Below are 22,828 nucleotides of genomic sequence, written 5' to 3'. Positions count from 1 at the left end.
CATTTTGCTGTGGACGATTTTTCCCAACATGTGCAAAAACAGGTATAAAAACCTAATCAACAGGTATTTATACGTAAGCCTGGATATTTATTCAGTTTTTACTTGATTTACACCTGTTCATTATTGTACTGAAAGCATTATATTCGTTTAGTTTAAGAAATTAATGCTCACTCAGACTACATATGGAGGATATATTTACCCTAAATGAAGTGAAGAGTCTCATCCTATTAAAAACAGGAATTCGAACCATCACTCCCGCTGATTGTAAAAGGATCTCCATTGAAATCAGCAAAACGCTCAATAAAAACGTCAGCGAAACGACGATCAAACGTCTGTTTGGTTTTGCTGTTGTCAAACACAATTTTTCTAAATTCACGCTGACGACACTTTCTGAGTACGTAAATAAAGAGGATCCACAAAATTGGACCAGCGCACTTCCTTCCAACACACAAGCTCCGGTAAACAGCTGGCCTGACATCCGGATGAATGCTAAAAAAGTAACGAATTTCACTTTAAAAGGCATCAAAAACAGGTCTGGTATACCTTATGAGATGACGATCAGCAGAAAATTTGCTGAACATGACTTCGATGATTTTTTCAAAAGCGATTACAGTTATACTTGCTTCATTTCACAGCCAGGTTATGGCAGAACGATTTTACTGAGTCATTTAGTAGAAAAATTCTTTCATGGAGAAAACGCCGTACATTTAGATTCTACGGTATTATTTCTCTCTGCCAATAACATTTTCAACCCCGATCAGCATAACATCAGTTTTGAGGACCTGCTAAAAATACAATTGGGCATCCCCCATCACGAAAGCCTTCTGGAGCTGATCACAGAAAATCATAAGGCCACAGGTAGAAAATTTGTGGTCATTATAGATGGCTTTTCGGAAGTGATGGTTAAAAGGGATTTAAAAAAGCAGATGTTTGAAAACATCATCAGTTTCATTTGCAGTATTGAGCACAATGATGCTATAAAATTGGTGATGAGCATGCGTTCTACCACCTGGACAAGATTTTACGATTGTATCAGACATTCTGCGTTTTTAAGGTCTAAATGGTTTACCGGAAATTACTTCAATCACAATGAAGTTTCCAATGTCCCTCCCCTAACAGGCAAAGAAATAGACCGGATTATTGATAAAATCAACCAGTCAGATGTCCATGAATTAAATCCGAAACTCAAATCTCAATTAAAATTCCCTTTATACATACAGCTTTATTATCAGCTGAAGGAAGAAGATCCATACTTTAACTATTCGAGCAGCATTACTTTCCATGAACTGATTTCGAGGTTCATTCAGGAAAAAATATACAAATCCAATTACTATACGGAGAAGATTCTTTTCTTAAAAAAAGTTATTCAACTTACTGAATATGGCAAGAAAGCTAATTCAGTACCGAAAGATCTGCTGATTGCAGAATTATCGGCCTTTAAAAATGCGTATATGGAACTGGTTTCCGAAGGTATTTTGGTGGAGGAAAAGAGTCAGGACGATTACCAGCCAAGGGAATTTGTTCGTTTTATTTACCCGCATCTCTTCGAATATTTTCTATTTATTGAATTGCTGGAAAAATTCCATCTGCAGGTCAACTGGACTTTCTTTGAGTATATTCAGCGCAATTATGAAAGCAATAATGTCAGGTTCCACCTGATACAATGGACCATCCGTTTTATCATCAGAATTGGTGATTTTGGAGCATTAGCGCATGTATTCGATCTGGAAATCAATTATTTCGAGCGCAATTACCTCCTTTTATTTATTGCAGAAAACATCAGGTTCCGTGCCCGTTACAGTCCGGATACTTTTAAACTACTGACTGAGCATAAATTACATGAGATTCTGATCAAACAGCTGATCAATTTTGATTTTGTGGATTCCTGCTATAAAGAAGCCGTCAATGTATTGGCAGATGTAGCCGACAATGATGAGAACAGGGCCATTTACCAAAGCATCCTGGCCATTTTTGACGTGATGAGTATGGATCAGGATAGTATTGCCTTGAGGCTGACAAAAATTGCGGCTATGGATTTAAGCAATTGGTCTATCAGTCCTTATGAAGTTTGTTGGCTGATTTACCTGAAGCTCAGTAACCGGCCAGATAACAGTCACCCTCTGATTAAGGACCTTGAGCACTTCAACTATACATTTTTGGAAAAAAGAACTGCATTAGACACCAGACAAGGCATTTCCTACTTGCTTTTGATCCTGCTCAATACCTTTTATGGAACAGATAGAGGCACCTTGGAAATTGTGCAGGCCATCAGGAAACAGCAGCCCAGAATTTTTTCCAAAAGGTCTGCTTTTCCAATATTTATCATGAACATTTTTGCACTGGCAAGTTCAAAAATTCAGCCCGGAAAAAAGACAGATCAACTGGAACGTATTTTATCTGAGGTCCATCATAACAGCACCCGGTTTAAGCTGACTGAGTATTCAGAATGTATCTTTAGAATGGTACAAGCCAATCAGCTGAGGCTGCGTGGAGAATTTGTAAAGGCTTATGAATATTCCAATGAAAGTCTGCAGATTTTCAAAAGAAATGAGCTCAACCTCAATTGTATTATGGTTTACGACCTTATGATTTCCATATTTCAGGATCTACAGGATACCATCAAAGTAAATGAGTATAAATATGAAAGGCTGTGTTTTATGGAGGAAAGAAAAATCCCACATCGCTTACTAGTAACGGTAGGATAAATTCCTTTTAACAAAAACAGCCTGCATTTCAATAAAATACAGGCTGTTTTTGTGATTAGATTCGGGTTAGATTAACCCTTCTCTCACGCATAAACTAATCAGTTCAGAACTGGTTTTAACGCCAGACTTCCGAATGATATTTTTACGGTGTGAATGCACGGTATGCAGGGAGATGAATAAGCTATCCGCAATCTCTTCGCTTTTATAGCCCAATGCAATCAGTTTAATAATTTCCATTTCTCTTTTGCTGAACTGCAAATTTAAGGGCTGGCTTTCGGGGTCGCGGCTGACATTTACGGGCCAAACTCTCTTGGTTCCTTTCGTGTCTACCAGCGAAGGCATATAATTGTTTACTGAGGTGATGTGGTTCACATTGGTATGAATGTGCAGTACCTGGTTGATTCGTCCTGAATCATCTTTTGAAAGGTAAACAGATTCATTGTGAAACAATTCATAGCTGCCATCTGCCAGTTTAAACCGAAAACAATAAGATGTTTTATAATAACTCTTAATGCTTTCTTTGTTCATTTGATCCAGCATAAATCGAACACTTGCTGATTCAGTCTGGGCTACGTAATTGACATCCTCAGGATGTATACGTCCTAAAATATCATCTACAGTGGCGGATGTAGGATCAAGGCCCAAAACATCTGCAATACCCGGGTCTACATATTTGATTTTTTTATCGCAAAAATCAACTAAATAGTAGAAGTTCCCCGAGCTAAGAAATGAGGGTAAAAACTGATCTAAATTCACTTCAGGCAGGGCTATAGTCGAACGTGTGTAAAAATCACTATACCTGTTCCAGGTATCGTGTATGACGTTGTTATTAGATTCCATAAGGTTAATTAAATAGATTAAAAAAATAAAAAACGGGTTCTTTATCTTTTCTAAAAATGTAAACTGAAGAGCGCTGGGAGGCTAAAAAAGATACTCAGCCCAGGCCGTTACCAGATACAATTATTCATTAACAAATTGACGTCTAAAGATCGCTCATCGTAGCGTTGACTGGTTTCGCTCACGACTCGTAAAGCGAAAGAATTAAGATAATAATTTAACATTGTAAATAGGGATTAGATTAATAATTATGGATTGATTAGATTCATATTTAAAAGGGTGTAACTAGTTATTCTCTTAAGGTGCCTCATCCTTTCTCCAATCAAAAACCATCATTTTCGACTGATTTGAGCAAATTTTAACTTGCCTCATCAGAAGGTATCAATAAAGTGACAATTGAAAAACGATACAAATGGAAGATTATTGCTTCGAATGAAGAGCAATATTGATTTAAGCAGGCATAAATTAAGGATGAGCATCAGCATAAAAAAACTAGTTATTTTAATTTAAAAGAAACTCAAGTGATTCACAACCTTCAGGAATGGAAAATTCCAGAAGCATTGAATTTCTAATGACCATTTAACCACAAAAACTAATCCAAGTACCCAAAAAAAGCATCCCTATAACTAGTGATTTTATTGAAGAAGGATTCAATAAATGGATTACACTGAGTTAAAAGGATGCTTTTGTCGTTATTTATAAAAAAATCAGCTGATCATATCGGCCTGAATATGATACTTGCCAAAAATCACAGATTCCAAAGGCTTAAAATTGTATGATTTCCCTACATAACTGTCCAAAAATCTAAGAATTCATACTTATTATTAGATTTCTATATTTTTAAAAAGCCATTAGAGAAAATACGAATAAAAATATTATAAACTATGCTGAAAAAAAGGAAACAAAACAGTTAAAAAAAAATACACAAGATTGTTCTATTTAATCATTTTCAACAGGTAGGCACCATAACCACTTTTGACTAATGGAGTAGCAATTTTAGACAGCTGTTCCTGGTCAATAAAGTTCATGCGGTAAGCGACCTCTTCAATACATCCGATCTTTAATCCCTGACGTTCTTCAATGACTTGTACAAACTGCCCTGCCTGCATTAAGGAAGCAAAAGTACCGGTATCTAACCAGGCTGTTCCCCTGCTCAATACACCTACTTTAAGTTTTCCCTGCTCCAGATAGACCTTATTTACATCTGTAATTTCGTACTCCCCTCTTGGAGAAGGCTTGATGTTTCTAGCGATTTCCACGACTGAGTTGTCGTAGAAGTACAGCCCAGGAACGGCATAATCGGATTTAGGAAGGGCTGGTTTCTCTTCGATAGAAACGGCCTTATTATTGGCATCGAACTCTACAACCCCATAACGTTCAGGATCTGACACGGGATATGCAAAGACCACCCCACCTTCAGGATCAGCGCTGCTTTGCAATAACCTGGCCATTCCATCCCCATAGAATATGTTATCTCCCAGTACCAATGCTACTTTGTCTGTTCCGATAAAATCTGCACCAATCACGAAGGCTTGTGCCAAACCATTCGGCTCCTGCTGTACGGCATAAGAAAACTTACAGCCCAGCTGAGTACCGTCGCCCAGCAATTTCTCAAAATTAGGAAGGTCATGCGGTGTCGATATAATTAAGATCTCGTTAATGCCTGCCAGCATTAAAGTAGACAATGGGTAGTAAATCATCGGCTTATCATAAACCGGCATCATTTGCTTACTCATTACCAGAGTTAAGGGATGTAAACGCGTACCGCTCCCCCCGGCAAGTATAATTCCTTTCATGTATTCTTTATTTTATGGCGTGAATACACTTAACCAGACTGTCTCTCCAATAAGGAATCTCCAGGTTAAATGTGGTTTTTATTTTAGTTTTATCCATCACAGAGAAGGACGGACGTCTGGCTTTGGTAGGATAAGCACTTGTTGGAATAGGATACACCTTCAGTTTAGTACCACTGATTTCGAAAATTGCCTTTGCAAAATCATACCAGGAACACAGGCCATCATTGCTATAATGGTAAGTTCCGTAGGCTGCTGTCTGGCCAGAATCAAGGAGGTCAAGAATCACCGCAGCGAGGTCTACGCCATAAGTTGGGGTGCCTACCTGATCTACAATAATGCTCAGCTCTTCGCGTTCTGCACCTAATTTAAGCATGGTTTTTACGAAATTGCCTGCAAATTCTGAATACAGCCAGCTGGTGCGCAGGATATAATGCGCCTCCAGATATTTTGCAATTTCCAGTTCTCCCTGCAATTTGGTCTTCCCATAAACATTGATTGGGGCGGCCACATCCGTTTCTTTCAATAGGACAGGCACATTCCCTTCAAAGACGAAATCGGTAGAAATATGGATCAGTGTGGCTTTAAATTCCGCACAAAACTGAGCCAGATTAGCCGCTCCGAGACTGTTGATCTTTTCGCAAAGCTCAGGCTCATCTTCCGCTTTATCTACTGCTGTATAAGCTGCACAATTGATGACAAAATCTGGCGATTCTTTCTGGAACAAGGCGCGTAATATATCCAGATCGAGGATATTTCCGGCTATTTCATCCAGAAAAACAAGACCAGACAGATTACTTTCTTCACTCACCTTACTCAAACATTGTCCGAGCTGCCCAATTCCACCGAAAACAAGTATTTTTTTATTGCTCATGTGCTGCATATTGTTCTTTATAATAGTCCTGATATGTTCCTGAAGTTACGTTTTCTAACCATTCGCCATTTTCCAGGTACCAATCTACTGTTTTGGCCAGGCCTTCTTCAAACTGCAGAGAAGGCGTCCAGTTCAGCTCATTCTGTAATTTACTAGAGTCAATGGCATAGCGAAGATCATGGCCTGCACGGTCCGTTACGTAAGTAATCAACGCTGCGGATGCTCCTGCTTCACGGCCGAGTTTTTCGTCCATAATCCGACATAGCAAATGGATCAGGTCTATATTTTTCCACTCATTATGACCTCCAATATTATAAGTATCGCCAGCTTTAGCCTGGTGAAATATCCGGTCTATTGCCGCAGCATGGTCTTCTACCCAAAGCCAGTCTCTGATATTTTCTCCCTTTCCATATACCGGAACGGGCTTGTTATTTTTGATATTATTAATCGCCAATGGGATTAATTTCTCTGGAAAATGATGAGATCCATAATTGTTTGAACAGTTGGAAATGACCACATCCAGGCCATAAGTATCATGGTAAGCACGAACAAAATGATCAGAACTTGCTTTTGAAGCAGAATATGGGCTATGTGGATCATAGGCCGTAGTTTCTGTAAACATTCCAGTTTCGCCCAAAGAGCCATACACTTCATCCGTACTTACGTGGTAAAAACGATGGTGAGCATAATTGCCTTTCCAGTTTTCTTTTGCTGCATTCAATAGATTCACCGTCCCAATCACATTGGTCATCACAAATTCCATAGGATTGCTAATGGAGCGGTCCACATGTGATTCGGCAGCCAGGTGAATGACTGCATCGGGGTTTTCCTGATGAAAAAGTTCTGTTATGAATGTCGAATCCGTGATGTCTCCTTTGATAAAGCGGTAATTGGGAGCGTCCTCCACATCCCTAAGGTTCAGCAGATTACCTGCATAAGTTAACTTATCCAGATTAATAATCTGGTAATCAGCGTATTTTTTAATAAACTGTCTGACTACATGAGAGCCAATAAAACCCGCTCCCCCGGTAATTAAAATCTTTTTCCTCATTTTATATACTTTAAAAGCTGTTAATAGGCATTATCTTCTCCTTTGATCATATTGATGACTGTCATAAAAACAATCTTCACTTCTAGCATGGCGGTCCAGTTTTCCAGGTACCAAATATCGTGCTGCACACGTTTCTGCATCGAGCCTTCTTCCTTGGTTTCTCCTCTAAGGCCGTTTACCTGCGCCCATCCAGTGATGCCTGGTTTCAGGAAATGCCTTACCATAAACTGGTTGATGATGGCACGGTATTCTTCTGTATGTTTCAGCATGTGAGGCCTTGGCCCTACCACACTCATATTCCCCATCAATACATTAAAGAACTGCGGAAGTTCATCCAGGCTGGATTTACGCAGGAATTTTCCGATACCGGTAATGCGATCGTCATCTTTAGTTGCCTGTTTCTGATCACTGTCGTTGTTGACCTTCATGCTTCGGAACTTATAACAATAGAATGGCTCGTCGTTACGCCCGCTTCTCAGCTGTTTAAACAATACCGGTCCTCTATTTTCCATTTTAATCAGAATTGCGATTAAAGGATAGAGCCAGCTCATGATAAATACAATTACGCCCAGACTAAAAACAATGTCGAAAGCACGCTTTTTGAAACGATTTCCAATACTTTCCAGTGGTTCTTTTCTTAGTGAAATGACAGGAAATTCCCCGCCTACGTAGCTAATGGTATAAGGTGTGGCGATGGTGGTGGCCATATCGGGAATGAATTTTACACGGAGACAGTGTTTATCGGCTTCCTGCAAAAACGGCTGTACCAATGCCATTTTATGCGGTTCCAAAGAGACATAAATGTCTTTCACTCCGTTTAATGCAGCTTTTCCCATTTTTGAGATGAAGTTTGTGGACAGGCGACCATTTTCGTCCGCATAAATGCGGCTTCCGTCATCAATATAACCATAAAAATCTATATTATACTGACGATCAAGATAATGAGCCAACCTTAAACCTGTTGGGTTTACCCCAATTAAAGCCACTTTCTTACTGACATTAAACCTATGGACCAGCAGGGACTGAAAAGCCGTCCCAAGAAAACGATTCAGTACAAATCCGAACACTAATAAGGCATAAAACACCACTAAAAAAGTCCTTGAAAACTCAATGTCCCTTGAAAACAGCAGGTATAAAGCAAAAATCACTGCATGTAAGGCGACACTTCTCCAGGTTCCTCTGTAAATTCTTTCCAACTTTCTGGAGCCATAATCTGTATAAAGACCAAAAATCGCTGAGTTAAACAGCCATGCAAGGTTACAAACCACCATATAATGCCGCCAAAGCTCATAAGAAACTGTTTTCCCCAGATATTCCGTAAGATAATAAGCTAAAACATAGATTAAATTAAGCATTACCACATCGACAATAGGCAAAATGTATCTAAGTAAGTACAAATAACGAGTCTGCATCTGAATTTGGATAAATTAGTTTGAATTATTAAAGCATTATCAATAAACACCACTCAAAAAATCAGTTATTATTAAAAAAACCACACGAAATAATCATGCTAGATTAAAAACACAATAACATTCACCAAAATTAACTCCATTACGGAATAAAAAGCTCCCCACAAATAGGTATTTTAACAAAAACAACAACATTAACAACATACACAGGACTTCATTTCGCAAAATGATGGGTATTTTTACAATAAAATAAGATTAAAAAATAAATCATTTATGAAAATCGCGGTAATAGGAACAGGGTACGTCGGTTTAGTGACCGGTACTTGTCTCGCTGAGACAGGAAATGAGGTGATCTGTGTAGACATTGATCAGCTGAAGGTTGAAAAGATGCAGCATGGGATTATTCCAATTTATGAACCAGGACTGGACATTTTGTTTCTGAGAAACATCACTCAAAAGAGGTTGAGTTTCACTACCAATCTGGCCATGGCGATAAAAGATGCACAGATTATCTTTATGGCATTGCCAACGCCACCGGGTGGAGATGGTAATGCAGATCTTTCTTATATCCTTGGTGCTGCAGCAGATGTCTCAAAGCTGATCACTTCTTATAAGGTGATTGTCAACAAATCTACCGTTCCTGTGGGTACGGCAGATCAGGTAAAGGCAGTCTTCAAGGCCAATACGGCCGTAGCAGTAGATGTCGTTTCCAATCCTGAATTTTTAAGAGAAGGAGTTGCAGTTGAGGACTTTATGAAACCAGATCGCGTAGTGATCGGGACACAAAGCGAAAAGGCTAAGAAACTGATGACCGAGCTGTATGCGCCTTATGTCAGGTCAGGAAACCCGATTTTGTTTATGGATGAGAAGTCTTCGGAACTCACTAAATACGCTGCAAATGCGTTTCTTGCCACTAAAATCACGTTCATGAATGAGATTGCCAATTTGTGCGAACTGGTTCATGCAGATGTGGATTCGGTGCGTCTGGGAATTGGTTCCGATGAACGGATTGGCAAGCGTTTTCTATTCCCTGGCCTTGGATATGGCGGCAGCTGCTTCCCTAAAGACGTACAGGCGCTGTCAAAATCAGCAGAAGAAAATCAATATGATTTCCAGATTTTAAAAGCAGTCATGACCGTAAATGAAAAACAGAAAACGGTACTGGTAGATAAGGTTTTGAAGTATTACAAAGGGGATCTGAAAGGCAAACATTTTGCATTATGGGGCTTGGCTTTCAAGCCTGAAACCGACGACATCAGGGAGGCACCAGCTTTATACATCATCAACAGACTGCTCCTTAATGGTGCAACAGTAACTGCTTTTGACCCTGAAGGAATGGATAATATCAAGGCCTTGCTAGGTGATCAGATCAGTTATGCCAGCAACCAATACGATGCTTTGAAGGGCGCAGACGCACTGTTGATCGCTACGGAATGGTCAGTTTTCAGAAATCCAGATTTTGAAAAGATGGACGAAATCATGGACCATAAAGTCGTTTTTGATGGCCGAAATCTATATGATCTTCAAAAAATGATTGATTTAGGATACTATTACAATAGCATCGGAAGGTCTTTAATTATCCCTGATGCAAACGCAGCTGAGGAGGAAAATCAAGCAGATCTCACAGGTAATCTAAACGAACTTGTGTCTTTATAACACCTGAAAAACATGGATAAAAACAATTATGTATTGATTATGGCCGGCGGTGTGGGCAGTCGCTTTTGGCCAAAAAGCCGTAATCATTTTCCGAAGCAGTTTTTAGATATTTTAGGAACAGGGAGGTCATTATTACAAATCACCTATGAACGTTTCCTGAAATTATGCCCGGCATCACATATCTATATTGTCACGAATAGTCAATATAGTGAGCTTGTGCAGGAACAATTGCCTGGGATTTCGCCGGACCAGCTGATCTGCGAACCCAGCAGAAACAATACGGCACCATGCATTGCCTACGCTTCTTTTAAGCTGGCTGCACTGAACCCGGATGCAAATCTGGTAGTCGCTCCTTCCGACCATTTCATACAATATGAGGCTATTTTTATAGAGAAAATCCGCGCTGCCCTGGCGTATACCGATACCCATGAGGCGCTGGTTACTTTAGGGATCAGTCCAACACGGCCAGATACCGGATACGGTTATATTCAATATGGGGCTGAAAGCGAGAAAGGCATTTATAAAGTGGAGAAGTTCAGGGAAAAACCGAACCTTTCCACTGCGCTGGAGTACCTTAAAGAAGGAAATTACCTCTGGAATGCAGGAATTTTCATCTGGAAAGCGAAATCAATCATCCAGGCTTTAAAGCAATACACCAGCAGCATTTATGAACTTTTTGAAGCTGGAACCCCCTACTACAACCTTCCGGAAGAAAGGGCTTTTATTGACGAACAGTATCCAAAAGCTCCAAATATCTCCATCGATTATGCCATCATGGAACAGGCGGATAACATTTACACCATTCCGGCAGATTTCGGCTGGTCTGATCTGGGCACCTGGGCATCGTTACATGAATCTGCAGCTAAAGATACTGCAGGAAATGTCATTTCTGCAGCTCAGATCAATTTAAAAGACACCAAAAACAGCATCATTCAGATCAATGAAAACAAACTGGCAGTCATCAGAGGTCTCGATAATTTTATTGTCGTAGATGATGGCAATGCCTTATTAATTTATCCAAAAGACCAGGAACAGGAAATTAAAGACGTCGTAAAAACTATGGCAGCAACCTATGGAAATCACTATGTATAAGCTTACTTAAAAACCTTCAGACTATGAATGGCATCCAACAAGTAAAACACGCGCTTCTCCCCACACTATTGCTTTTGACAATTGCCACTGCAGCTCAGGCACAGCAACCTGAAATTAAATACTCAGTGGAGGCACAAGCCATAGGCACGACGAATAACGTTGTTCCTTTCTGGATGCGATCCAACCAATTTGGCTCAGTTCCACTCTCCGGTATATCTGGAAGTTTCCTCGGAAAAGCGGAGAGAGATTACAGTACTTACCGCAGCACTGACAGCCTCAGCAAGAAGCGCCTTTTCGACTGGGGATTTGGATTAGAGGCCAGGGCAAATGCTGGAAAAGGCTCAAATATTCAACTGATCTCTGCTTATGCTAAAGGACGGATGGGCATCTTTCAGCTCAAAGCGGGAAGATCAAAAGATGTGATGGGTTTAAACGGCGATACAGTACTGAGTACGGGTAACTTTTCGGTCTCCGGAAATGCGCCAGGCATACCAAAGCTAGAGCTGTCTATCCCAAATTACTACACCCTACCTATCTTTGGCGGTCTATTTTCTGTGAAAGGAAACTTTGTGCATGGCTGGCTGGGAAGGACAAAAATCCTGGACAGCATCATTGCCGGCCCCACTATTAAATACTACATCAAGGACACTAAACCGGTCAGCTATTTCCATCAGAAGTCCTTATATGTAAGGTTAGGAAAAGCAGACTGGCGCTTTAAAATGTATGGAGGTTTTAACCACCAGGTATTTTGGGGAAATGAACAAGCCGCCTATGGCAGCAATTTCAAACTCTCCCCTGCCGAAACCTTTTTATATGTTGTGACCGGCAAATCTTATGGTACAAAAGGGGTTCCGACCTCTAAAATCGGGAACCAGCTGGGCTCCATCGATGTTGGTGCAGAATATGATTTTAATGACCTTAAAGTGATGCTTTACCGACAAACCTTTTATGATGTAGGTGCTTTATCAAAACTGGCCAATATCAAAGATGGCTTAACCGGGGTTACCTTGGAAAACAAGCGCTTTGACCCGAAAAGCTCGGGTTTTGCCTGGAAGAAGCTGTTACTGGAATACTTCTATTCAAAAGATCAGGCGGGATATCCCTGGTCTAAGTTCACCAAGTCGGGGGACGAAGATTACTACAACAACTTTTATTATGTAGAAGGCTGGTCTTACCAGGGAATGGGAATAGGAAATCCATTGATCACGCCCAGACATGAGGCCCGGGCAGGACAGGCGGTAAAAAAGTCGGATTATTTCATTAACAACCGGGTTGTAGCGCTTCATGCCGGACTTACCGGAAGGCTTTACAACTGGGATTTCATGACCAAAATCACCTATTCTAACAACTACGGAACCTTTGGAACCAGCATTTACGGAAATTCTACAGGGGATATTAAAAGTCCGGTGAATCATGAAATATTTGAAAAGGTGAATCAGTTTTCCTACTATTTGGAAGGCACCAAACCATTGAAAAATGGTTATAGTGCGGGATTTGCCACAGCTCTGGATCAGGGGAAATTACTGAATAACTCTTTTGGCCTGATGCTGAAATTGAAAAAGGATTTTCAATAACCAAAAACGATTGAAATTTACAGGTACTTAAAAGAATTCCCGGCAGTATTGGAACGCGGTAAAATGCGTTGCCATACTGCCTAAGGAATACATCCCCCCGGATCTCATTCCGCTACCTTGTAAAAACACCTTTTACCTCCAGAAGGTGTTTTTCATATTGATTTACGATCAGTTCCCAATCGTATATTTCTGTAATCTTATCACAATTGTTTCTCCTCATCATTTGATACTTTTCAAGGTCATAACGGACCGTTTTCAAATGATCAGCCACTTCATCAGCCGTCCTGAAATAGATGGCATCATCCCCTAGAATATACCTGTTAAAAGGATTGTCATTGGCACACATTAAGCTATTGGATGCCATTGCTTCTAATAAAGAAGGATTGGTTCCACCAACGGTATGTCCATGGAAGTAAATGTTCGCATAATAACGCAGGTTATTTAAAATATCAATATTGTAAATGCCTCCGATAAACTTGATTTGCGGATAGGCTTCGAACTTCTCTTTTAAATAATTTCCGTAAGTCGTTTCATGCTTCCCAACCACCAGAAAAGGGCGTTTCACATTTGCTTTTGCGACGCCATCCAGGATGATTTCAATACTATTCTCAGGCTCCAATCTGGCAATCAGCATATCATATTGATAAGGAAGCAAGTCGTAACTTTTCAGAATACCTATCGTAGGCTCCTTAAACAAGGTTGCACCATAGGCAATAAAGGTAGAGTCCGCATGGTATTTTTCCTTTAAATAATCTTGTATACCAATAGAATCCGAGATCAGGTGATCGCTATATTTTACACCTAGTTTTTCTGCCCATTGCAGGAATTTTCTTACTTTATTGGAGTATTTGGTACGTTTCCATTCCAGTCCATCCATGTTGGTAGTCACTACCACATTCTTTGGCAATAGCCATCCCCAAACCGAACCACTGGTATACCCCAGCTGAAGAATCACATCACATTTTCGCTTTTTCAGGTCAAGAATGCAGTTCAAATCATAGATAAATTGCCCGGCTGTCCCTAATTTGTACTCAGGATCATAACAATGACGCAAGTCCACACCATTCCATTTATCCTGTTGATAAGGGTGGTTATGCGAATTATAAACCAAAACCTCGTGTCCTTTTTTTACCAGACCCAATGCTAAATATTCTGCGCATTGCTCAAATCCTCCATAATGATTTGGGATACCCCGGGTACCAATAATTGCTATTTTCATTATAGATTACTTAAATAAGTGTTGTATTTCATTCCAGATTCTATTTGCTATATGTTCCATTCCAGCATCGGAAGGGTGCATCCCTACGCCTTGATTTTGGTATTGCTGAATGGCAGTATTTTCATTTCTATTTTTATAAAGGCCTTGCAGATCTACATACATCCAGCTGTGCTCAGCAGCGGTTGATTTCATGACCTGGTCTATGTGCTGGTTTGGCCAAAAGCTGCCTACCAAGCAAACTTTAACTGATTTTCCTCCTGATAGCTGCGTTGAAAAACGCTCCAGATGCTTGCCTAGTTCGTATGTTACTGCCAGTGTATCGTTGATGTTCTCCCCTATTTCCAGCACAATTAAGTCCGGATGCCAATCGCTGAATTTCTTGAAATCTGCGGCATTATATTTCCAGAATTTCCTTTCAAAGGAATCTGCAATATTGGCAAATTGAAATTCCGTCTGGGGACTTAATGCATTTATCCTGGACTTCAGCAGGTGTACAAAATCTTTATCTGCTGCACTTGCCGCCATCCCCCAGTTTCCAGACCAGCCTACCGCCGGCTTTGCGCCATGCCAGGTAATGCTATTTCCCAAAACCAGCACTTTTAAAGGGATTGAATCTGATAAGCCACGTCCATAAACACTGGTACCAGTAGTCAGGATCAGCGCACAAAAAACTGCTAAAACTATATTTTTCCACCTTTTTTCCTTGTTAAACATCTTGCCTGTTTTAAATTAAAAGCCCATTTCTAGTCATAAGTTCCTTTAATCACGCGAGCAGGAACGCCGGCAATAATAGAATTTGCAGGCATACTTTTATTGACCACCGCTCCCGCAGCTATGATTGAATTATCCCCAATGGAAACTCCTGCGAGGATAGTCACCTTGGCCCCTATCCAGCAGTTCTCCCCAATAGTAATTTTAGCACGGGTAGTTCCTTGATTTTTGATCAATTTACCCGGGTCATTGTAGTTATGATTTTCCGGGTGACAGCTAAAATATTGTCCGATGATGGTATTGTTTCCAATTGTAACACCCCCAGAACCACCAATACTTGCAAACTGCCCGATTCCTACCTGTTTACCAATATGTATAAACTCTCCTAAATTGTTAAATGAAGTAGAAATGATCACTTGAGAATAGGCACCGATTCCAGAAGAATCGCCAATGATCAATTTCCCTTTACCCAATCCACTTAAATACACTCCTGTATCAATTTTAACCCATTTGCCAATGCTGATGTGCTGGTTATTAAAGGTCCTCACTCCGCTGCCCAAAAAGATCGGCTTTGGCTTTTTCAAATGAGAAATCTGGAACAGCATTCCTCTCAGCAGCTCCATACTTTTACTGAATGCCAGGTTGAATAAGGTTCGGCTGCTGATGTTTTCATCAAATTTGAAAGCAGGATTTCTCTTTCTGATAATCGATTGAAATATTGTTTTCATTAATGTATTAGTTTTTTAAAGCTTTCTTAACTGCATCCAGCAGCCCATTTTTATACATCAGGGATGGGGTTAACCATGCGCCTTCCCCATATTCATTCCATGCATAAAGCACTGCGATCTGATCATTTGATTTGGTCGGGTTATTTTGGAGCGTCCATTCTTTCAACCCGCTCACTATTTGATAAACCGATTCCGGAGCATATCCTTTAAAATGAGGTGAAGGCTTACTGATCTTATTCATTTCATCCCATGGCCGCGGGTCCCAGTTTAACGTGCTCACTGGGATATAAGGCATATCAAACTTCAAAAAGCTGGTCCAAACCGCCTTTTCTCTTTTAGGAATCGCCGTTGACGGACTAACCGACTGTCCATTAATTAAGGTTTGGTCATGGTAATTATAGCCCGTCAGGACATCAAACCCGCATTGTTTAGCCAGGGCGATTTCTTTTTCATTGGGAGTAATGCTGATCCCAATACTTAGCCCTTTCATTCCTCTGCTTACTGCATCGGCTCTCAATTGATTTAAAGCCTGTTTAATTTTTGCAGCAGAACCGAATGAGCTCATCAGCATCTTTAAGCTTAAAAAGGAGATTAGGGGCTGCTCATTAAATTTCAAATACGCCTTGTCTTCAAAGAGATCAAGCCATATCCTGGAGACCTTTTGCCAATCGGCAGGGCCGATGATATATCCGTAATGATTGGACACCAGCAGATTGAATTTCAGCCCTTGTTTATCTTTTGAACTGACAAACAACTGAAGTGCATTATTTCGGGGTTCTTCCAGGTTCTTCTTAGAAAGATCAGAATAATACCAGCAAAAGGTGAAAAAATCAAGGTCTGCGTTAACCGCAGCGGTCACCTGCTTTCGAATGATCTCTGGCGTACTGGTTACCCAGCCCCAAACCGGAGCGCGTTCCTTATAGTGCTCTGTTAATGACTTGGTAATGTGATTGGTTTTTCCTGTCCAGCCATCAAAATAATAAGCACCAACTTTTAACTGGGCAGTCTGATTATTTTGTGCGTAAACCGGGTTGATAGGCCTACCCAATAAGGCCATATAAAGTAGGAAAGAGCAGAAGATTATTTTTTTCATTTGGCTGTCCTTTGATTTTTTTTTAAACAGGTTCATTTTTAAAAGCCTGGTCTAATTTTTTATAAAAACCAACTAAAGAAAACTTTTCCTCAAATACCATTTTCGCATTCCGGCCATGCTTATTCAACAAATCCCGGTCGTCGATATACTGGCGAAGCACCTTTATAAACTCGGCTTTATTGTTCGGTTCAAATAGAAATCCACTGTAACCATGGGCAATAATTTCGGGCAATCCACCATGATTGGCTGCAATAACCGGCTTATTTAGGCTCATCGCTTCAATCGCAATTCTACCAAAAGGCTCCGGTTTGGTACTTGGGACGATCACTACATCCGACCAGCTGTAAATTTCTGCAGTATCAGAAACAAAGTCCATAAACTCCACCTTGTCTTTTAATCCAAGCTGAGTTACTTTTTTCTTTAAATCCAGCACCATCTGCTCATTTCCAGCAGAGGTACTCCCCACTATTCTCAGCAATACATTCGCATTGGCGATTAATGTTAAGGCTTCAATGGCAAAATCCTGTCCTTTCCAAGTATTGATCCTGCCAATCAGCAATACCTTTAATGGCGCTTTTTCAGGAAGCTTAAACACTTCACTTTCTGAAAAAACAGCCGCTTTTGTTTCAGCAATCGCTCCTGTTTCGGAGATGGATTTTGCTTTAGCAAAGCCTTCAAATGCATTGTGAATCACCAGACTTTGTGCTAAAGGATCAAAACTCTTTAAGGTAGACTGGGAGTTGAATATAATTTTAGAGTTAGCCCCTTTTAAAAAGAAGGACAGCACTTTGCTGATCATCCGATTTGGAATCTCCCGGATATGAATAATTTTCATTTGTTTCAGAAAGGGTGCCAACAGGTAAAAGTCAAGGATCACAGAAGTGTTCACATAGACCACATCGTATTGGTCAAACAGTTTCTTTTTAGCGGAAAATGAAAACAAAGGAAAAATGATCTTCCCCCATTGAAGTTTCATCAAATAAGTTTTACTTAATAATGAAAGGTTCATGAAAATGATTTCCACTTTTAATTTTTCCAGTTCCAGCACCAATGGGCCATTTCTTGGAAGAATAACGGTAATCTTTTCAAAGTTGGGCGACAGGCTCAGGTAGTTTACAACTTGTAAAAAACTCCGGTCGGAACCATACATATCAGCACTCTGGTGTACGCAAATGATATTCATTATTCAGCGATTATATTTTAAAAGTTATTCTGTGAGGACCAAAGCCTCGAATTTTTTCTTCGCATTATTTCATCCATGTCAGCAGCAAAGCCTTAAGATCAGTGCTGATCAATCAAACCTCATTTCAAAAATCGGAGGTCCTGATATTTCAGTGCCAGTTTAAAAGACACCGCCATGCTGTAAAAATAAACCAGCACCCTCGCTACAGGCCTGTCCGATAAAATCTTCGGCCAGGTACTTTTCAAATTTCTAAACCGGCCTAACATGACATCGGCAGAAGGATTAGACCACAATACCGTATCATGATCAAATTTGATCGGCAACACATACAGCTGCTTTTCAAATTTTGAAAAGTTGAGCATAAACCCAGTGTCAATTCCATAGAGGCTCAAGCGTTCATCGAATTTCATTTGATGTTCAAGGAACACCTTTGCAGAGACCACCATGCCACTGGTAATGGCCAATACATTCTTTGCCGGGATGATGCCTGTTTTTATCTTTTCCCAATGTTTTCCTTTGAAATAAACCCAGGAACCTGGGCTTACTACTTTTTCTTTATGGAGCACCAAGGGAAGGAACAGCGCAATTTTTGGAAATTTAGATAGGGCATCTTTCAGCTTATCAAAATAATAAAGTGGAATGTCTGTGTCCTGATCCAGCAACAAAGCATAATCATAAGTACAGGCAGACAACACTTTATTATAAAGCTTCGAAAGCCAGGTGTTTTCTGGTGTCCATCGGTATTGAAATTTGCTAAACTCCTTTTCAAGTTCATAGATCTGATCGTCTGGACACCTTTCCGGACTATTGTCCCAGATCACCAGTTCCAGCTCAAATAAACCGCTACGTTGGAGCAAAAGGGATTTAATCGTGGGAGATTCTGAAATCATCTTTTTATACAGTACTACTAAAACCATCAATTTCGGTTTGGTCGTTTGCTCGTTCTCCATCATAGTTGATTTATTTTGCTGGAACATTGGCGATTGCTTTTCAATATTTTTCATTTCCTATCAGTTTGTCTGTGCTTTTCCTAAGCCACTGGGCTGCGCTTGTATGTAGTCTGCTGCTGATTGATTAATTATAAATAGCCAATCTTTTGTCCATTAACTTCTGATAAGAATTCTCTTCATTCAAAGTATGCAGCGCATTTTTTGACAAAAGAGGACCTAAATCATTTGATTCAATGAGCTTGGCGATAGAAGAGCAAAACTCCTGCGGGGTATTGCCAATTAAGCAGTCTTTTCCATTTTTAAAACACAATCCTTCTACTCCTACTTCTGTGGAAACAAAAGGAACGCCCATATTTACAGCCTCAATAATTTTCATGCGGATGCCACTGCCGATGCGAATCGGAACAATAAAAATACTATTTGCCAATGCGGCAGCGAGGTCTTCGACATAGCCCATAAAGTTCACAGCACCTATTTCGGCTTCATATTCAGCAATGCTGCTCTGGTGCCATTTTCCGATCACCAGCAATTCCAGCTTAGGGTAATTTGCTTTCAAGCCTGTCCAGCAATTTCTTAAAAACCAATCCAATCCTTCTTTATTTGGAAAGTGGTCTTCTCCACCAAGGAATACCAGTTTATGAGCAAAAGAATAATTCGCTCCGGATGCCATCGCTTTGATGGGCACAGGGGAAGAAACCAGTCGCGCTGTTTTCAGGTCTTTTTCCAAAATGACTTTATCTACTTCTGAAAGTGTACAGACCATATCATATTTCTCCAGTGCAGACAGCTCAAATGATTTGTTCTTTTTGTACACCCGGTTTAGAAAACCCGATTGAAAACTGAAAAGTTCCAGTTCTCTTTTTTCTCTTACAAATCGCAGCTCATGGTGGACAAAGATCCGGTAAGAACTGCGGGGAATATATTTAGCAAAGGAAATCAACTGATGAAATTCTACCTGCACAAATTCAAAGTTATTCTCCAGCAGAACATTTCTGAAATGGTCGATAAAACCGCGGGGAAAGCCAAAGCTTTTCGACCTGAAAAGTGTGGTATTTACCTTCAGCAGGCGATCTAAATTTGTTTTACAAAAAGCAGAAAACACGCCTTTACCAATTAAGCGGTTTGAAAATTCCGAGAAGCGGAATAGTATGGAACTCACCTTACCGGAAAGGGATTGTTCGGTAATCAGATAAGGTTTAAAACTCACATTCGGCCATAGGGCTTTCAGCTGTTCCAAATCTTTTTGTTCTTCAGCTTTCATGGTAAATGCGATGGTCATGTCAAAATGATGGCGCAACTCGTTATCGAATTCGAATTGGGCGATCCTGCCTCCCGAATTTAGAGGAAATGGCATATAGGGGGTAACAATTAATATCTTCCTCATTGCTGTCTATATTTAATTGAAAAAAAGGTGATGAAAAGAAATATGGGTAAGATGGCGGTTGAAAATGGAGCCCAGCCGCTAAGCCCGTAAATGATATAGGCGATAAATAAGCCGATCATACTGAGGGAAAGGATTTCATTATGCCCTTTACTAATTTCTTTTTTAGCTTTAAAGATGTTGCCAAATAAAAAGCAGACCCATAAGATCATGCCTATCATCCCCACTTCTGCAAGGACAATCAGGTGGATATTATGGATGGGATTGATGGCAAAAAAATCGTCTGTTGTCATTTGATTGACAATACCCAGGTGTTGAGATAAGTAAGAAAGGTGGCCGTTTAAGCCTACACCAATAATTGGCGAGGCATCAAATAAATGGAGGGCCATCAGCCAATGCACCATGCGGTTGTCATATTGATCAGAGGAATCACTTCCCATGAACAGCTCACTCAAAGGAGAATAAGCGATCAGATAAACGAGGGCCAGTACCGTTGGCACCACGAACTTCAAGATATTACCAACAGAAAAAAGGTTTTTATGCGCGTTTTTATTGAGGTAATAACAGCTGGAAAGCGTGATGATCAGGGCTAAATAAGAGGTCCTGGAATACGTTAAAAAAATAATCAGTACACAAAGAATCAACGCCATTTTACTGGCCTTTTTCCTAAAATCATAAAGATAGGTCGCAAGGAAAAACGCGGCGGTAATCACCATAAATAAAGCCAGTCGGCCGGGATGGTTAAAGAAACCTACTGCCCCGCTTCGGGTATCCAACCTGGTGGCCCAAATTTCAGCTGATTCATGGAACAGCTTGGTGACTGCGGATATCCCCAGTACCGGAAAACAGATGGCCAGAAAAAACTGTGCAACCGTCAACAGCATTAAGCCATCAAACAGGCCATTCAGCACATCTTCCATGCTCAGAAAACTGCTGAGCATTTTAAATAAAAGGATGTTCGACAAGAAAAAAATGGCCAGCACCCAGGTTCCTGTAGGAAAAGAATTATAAGGATTCAGAAAGGACAAAAGGAGCAGCAGGCACACGCAATTGACCCAGTTATTGGGTTTAAAGGAATACTCCATCCATCTTCTTTTTGCCGAGGGCAATACCGCAATGATCAATCCTATGGTTAAGGAAATGATATAAATTGGCTGTACTGTTCCGGCGATATCATTGAATTTTGGGGTATTTAGTGCTTTTCCAAATTCAAAAGGAATGCAGAAAATAAAAAAACTAACCCACAAAAATTTGGTGTCCTTATTTTTAGATTTAAGGGCTACCGATCTAAAAATATAGCAGAAGATGATCAGAAATAATAATATTCCTTTACCCATAGGTATAGTTATTGGTGGTTTCTAATTTTACACTACTGATGTGCTTATGGACACTATTTTGAATTGCTGGGAAGTTTTCCGTAAACAGACGGATCTTTTCTTTTGAATTGTCCAGCTTATCGTAATCAATCAGGCAAAGGTTCGGATCAATATCAAACAGCTTCACCATACCTTCGAACTTATTGGCATAAGAAACGCCGAACATCGGCTTTGAATAAGTCAGCCCTGAAATCCCCAAATGCATCCTTCCGGTGATGGTAAAATCTACCAGTGAAACGTAGCCTTTAAGTTCCACCCCATTTTTAATCTGATCGGTAAAAAAGCAGTCCAGGTTTTTAGCGCTGAAGTATCCGTCCAGAATCCGACTGATGGTACTGTCGCTCGCCTCATCGCAAATCGGTCTGATGTCATGATAAAGAAATACAAAAGCATAGTCTCCCGCATCTAAAAATCCTTCCAGCAAGCTCTTGAAACCGGAAAGATACTTGTCAAACCCAATTTTCTTAGCTTGAATTGCATTTGGACAAACACCAATTACCGTTTTACCACTGGCTTTTACATTATGAACCCATGTCTTATAGGCATCAAAAGTTTCACTTTGATAAACTCCCGGTAAATCAGGACAGATAAAAGCAATGTCATTGGTCAGGATCAACCGGTCTGCAGGGATGAAATCTTTCATTCTTACATAAGATTCTACATCTCTTATTTTCAATTTAACATCTTTTGCCACCGATGAAAACTTAGCTTTCACGACTGGCAATATGTTTTTGCTAACACTAAATCCAGAGATCTGGGCTTTCACGCCAATGCGATTTGCCAGCTCAATTACCCTAAGGCGGTTGATGGAATTATGAACGCGATAGGTACCGTCCATGATGTCTGCTCCGATCACATACACTAAAGCACAATCTTTGATCAGAAACAACAGCTTAAGAAAATTAACCTTTTCATTAAAGCCATCCAGGAACACCACATTTTTGTTGATCGCTCTATAGTCTTCACGAATAATTTTATGGCCATTTAAAATACAAACCTGCGCATCATTTGCGAAGTTATTGATAAAGGAAGTGATCATAATGTCCTCACCAAATCCACCATTTAAATTAGCAGCAGGAAGTACCAATACTTTCTTCGCGTCCTTTTTACCCTTTACAAAAAGGGAACAGAAAAGGGCTAAAGACCAGAAAAACTCTACATAAATCCCTTTAAATACTTCTTTTAACTTGTTCATC

The 22,828-nt window shown here is 40.2% G+C and carries 18 protein-coding genes; 4 read left to right on the top strand and 14 right to left on the bottom strand.

All coding sequences use genetic code 11. From position 1 onward, the window contains the following. The first annotated feature begins 209 nt into the window (after nucleotides 1-209). Nucleotides 210-2,705: an NACHT domain-containing protein gene (locus K7X70_RS03115; RefSeq protein WP_368388129.1), complete on the top strand. Its 2,496-nt coding sequence runs from the start codon at nucleotides 210-212 to the stop codon at nucleotides 2,703-2,705. Nucleotides 2,706-2,771: 66 nt separating this feature from the next. On the opposite strand, the gene K7X70_RS03110 is transcribed toward K7X70_RS03115, so the two are convergent. From K7X70_RS03110 to K7X70_RS03090, 5 genes are all read right to left on the bottom strand, one after another. Beyond that, nucleotides 2,772-3,545 (bottom strand): LuxR C-terminal-related transcriptional regulator, encoded by a 774-nt coding sequence (locus K7X70_RS03110; protein ID WP_222535673.1) that lies wholly within the window; start codon nucleotides 3,543-3,545, stop codon nucleotides 2,772-2,774. A 932-nt stretch (nucleotides 3,546-4,477) separates the two neighbouring features. Beyond that, nucleotides 4,478-5,338: a glucose-1-phosphate thymidylyltransferase RfbA gene (rfbA, locus tag K7X70_RS03105; RefSeq protein WP_222535672.1), complete on the bottom strand. Its 861-nt coding sequence runs from the start codon at nucleotides 5,336-5,338 to the stop codon at nucleotides 4,478-4,480. Between the two features lie 7 nt (nucleotides 5,339-5,345). Then, the gene (gene rfbD / locus K7X70_RS03100) at nucleotides 5,346-6,209 is read right to left on the bottom strand and encodes a dTDP-4-dehydrorhamnose reductase (protein ID WP_222535671.1); all 864 of its coding nucleotides are present in this window, start codon (nucleotides 6,207-6,209) and stop codon (nucleotides 5,346-5,348) included. After that, nucleotides 6,199-7,260, bottom strand: coding sequence for a dTDP-glucose 4,6-dehydratase (gene rfbB, locus K7X70_RS03095; protein ID WP_222535670.1), 1,062 nt, complete (start codon nucleotides 7,258-7,260; stop codon nucleotides 6,199-6,201). Before rfbB ends, rfbD begins: the two co-directional genes overlap by 11 nt. Before the next feature lie 20 nt (nucleotides 7,261-7,280). Continuing rightward, nucleotides 7,281-8,672, bottom strand: coding sequence for an undecaprenyl-phosphate glucose phosphotransferase (locus K7X70_RS03090; RefSeq protein WP_222535669.1), 1,392 nt, complete (start codon nucleotides 8,670-8,672; stop codon nucleotides 7,281-7,283). Between the two features lie 270 nt (nucleotides 8,673-8,942). Here K7X70_RS03090 and K7X70_RS03085 point away from each other — a divergent pair, with 270 nt between their 5' ends. From K7X70_RS03085 to K7X70_RS03075, 3 genes are read left to right on the top strand one after another with little or no spacing between them, the layout of a single operon-like run. Next, nucleotides 8,943-10,325 carry a UDP-glucose dehydrogenase family protein gene (locus K7X70_RS03085; protein ID WP_222535668.1) on the top strand — a complete coding sequence of 461 codons (1,383 nt, stop codon included), beginning with the start codon at nucleotides 8,943-8,945 and terminating at the stop codon, nucleotides 10,323-10,325. Nucleotides 10,326-10,337: 12 nt separating this feature from the next. Beyond that, entirely contained in the window at nucleotides 10,338-11,417 is a 1,080-nt protein-coding gene (locus tag K7X70_RS03080; protein ID WP_222535667.1) for a mannose-1-phosphate guanylyltransferase, read from the top strand. A 23-nt stretch (nucleotides 11,418-11,440) separates the two neighbouring features. Next, nucleotides 11,441-12,991 (top strand): capsule assembly Wzi family protein, encoded by a 1,551-nt coding sequence (locus K7X70_RS03075; protein ID WP_222535666.1) that lies wholly within the window; start codon nucleotides 11,441-11,443, stop codon nucleotides 12,989-12,991. Nucleotides 12,992-13,103: 112 nt separating this feature from the next. Here the strand turns inward: K7X70_RS03075 and K7X70_RS03070 are convergent, their stop codons facing one another. The 9 genes from K7X70_RS03070 to K7X70_RS03030 all read right to left on the bottom strand — a co-directional run bounded on the left by K7X70_RS03070 (nucleotide 13,104) and on the right by K7X70_RS03030 (nucleotide 22,827). Further along, nucleotides 13,104-14,210, bottom strand: coding sequence for a DUF1972 domain-containing protein (locus K7X70_RS03070; RefSeq protein WP_222535665.1), 1,107 nt, complete (start codon nucleotides 14,208-14,210; stop codon nucleotides 13,104-13,106). Between the two features lie 6 nt (nucleotides 14,211-14,216). Then, nucleotides 14,217-14,924, bottom strand: coding sequence for an SGNH/GDSL hydrolase family protein (locus K7X70_RS03065; RefSeq protein ID WP_222535664.1), 708 nt, complete (start codon nucleotides 14,922-14,924; stop codon nucleotides 14,217-14,219). A gap of 29 nt (nucleotides 14,925-14,953) precedes the next feature. Further along, nucleotides 14,954-15,649, bottom strand: a complete 696-nt coding sequence (locus K7X70_RS03060; protein ID WP_222535663.1) for an acyltransferase — start codon at nucleotides 15,647-15,649, stop codon at nucleotides 14,954-14,956. Nucleotides 15,650-15,656: 7 nt separating this feature from the next. Next, complete coding sequence (locus K7X70_RS03055; RefSeq protein ID WP_222535662.1) at nucleotides 15,657-16,742, bottom strand: glycoside hydrolase family 99-like domain-containing protein; 1,086 nt, start codon at nucleotides 16,740-16,742, stop codon at nucleotides 15,657-15,659. Nucleotides 16,743-16,764: 22 nt separating this feature from the next. Beyond that, complete coding sequence (locus tag K7X70_RS03050; protein WP_222535661.1) at nucleotides 16,765-17,925, bottom strand: glycosyltransferase family 4 protein; 1,161 nt, start codon at nucleotides 17,923-17,925, stop codon at nucleotides 16,765-16,767. Between the two features lie 119 nt (nucleotides 17,926-18,044). Then, nucleotides 18,045-18,929, bottom strand: a complete 885-nt coding sequence (locus tag K7X70_RS03045; RefSeq protein WP_222535660.1) for a glycosyltransferase — start codon at nucleotides 18,927-18,929, stop codon at nucleotides 18,045-18,047. Between the two features lie 70 nt (nucleotides 18,930-18,999). Then, the gene (locus K7X70_RS03040) at nucleotides 19,000-20,259 is read right to left on the bottom strand and encodes a glycosyltransferase (protein WP_222535659.1); all 1,260 of its coding nucleotides are present in this window, start codon (nucleotides 20,257-20,259) and stop codon (nucleotides 19,000-19,002) included. Next, a complete protein-coding gene (locus tag K7X70_RS03035) occupies nucleotides 20,256-21,593 on the bottom strand; it encodes an O-antigen ligase family protein (RefSeq protein ID WP_222535658.1) in 1,338 nt (445 codons plus the stop codon). Before K7X70_RS03035 ends, K7X70_RS03040 begins: the two co-directional genes overlap by 4 nt. Then, nucleotides 21,586-22,827, bottom strand: a complete 1,242-nt coding sequence (locus tag K7X70_RS03030; RefSeq protein ID WP_222535657.1) for a polysaccharide pyruvyl transferase family protein — start codon at nucleotides 22,825-22,827, stop codon at nucleotides 21,586-21,588. The genes K7X70_RS03035 and K7X70_RS03030 overlap by 8 nt, the downstream gene beginning before the upstream one ends. Between the last annotated feature and the right edge of the window lies 1 nt (nucleotide 22,828).

Source organism: Pedobacter polysacchareus (assembly GCF_019802255.1).
Taxonomy (GTDB): Bacteria; Bacteroidota; Bacteroidia; order Sphingobacteriales; family Sphingobacteriaceae; genus Pedobacter; species Pedobacter polysacchareus.
This window is presented reverse-complemented; position numbering and strand designations above follow the sequence as displayed.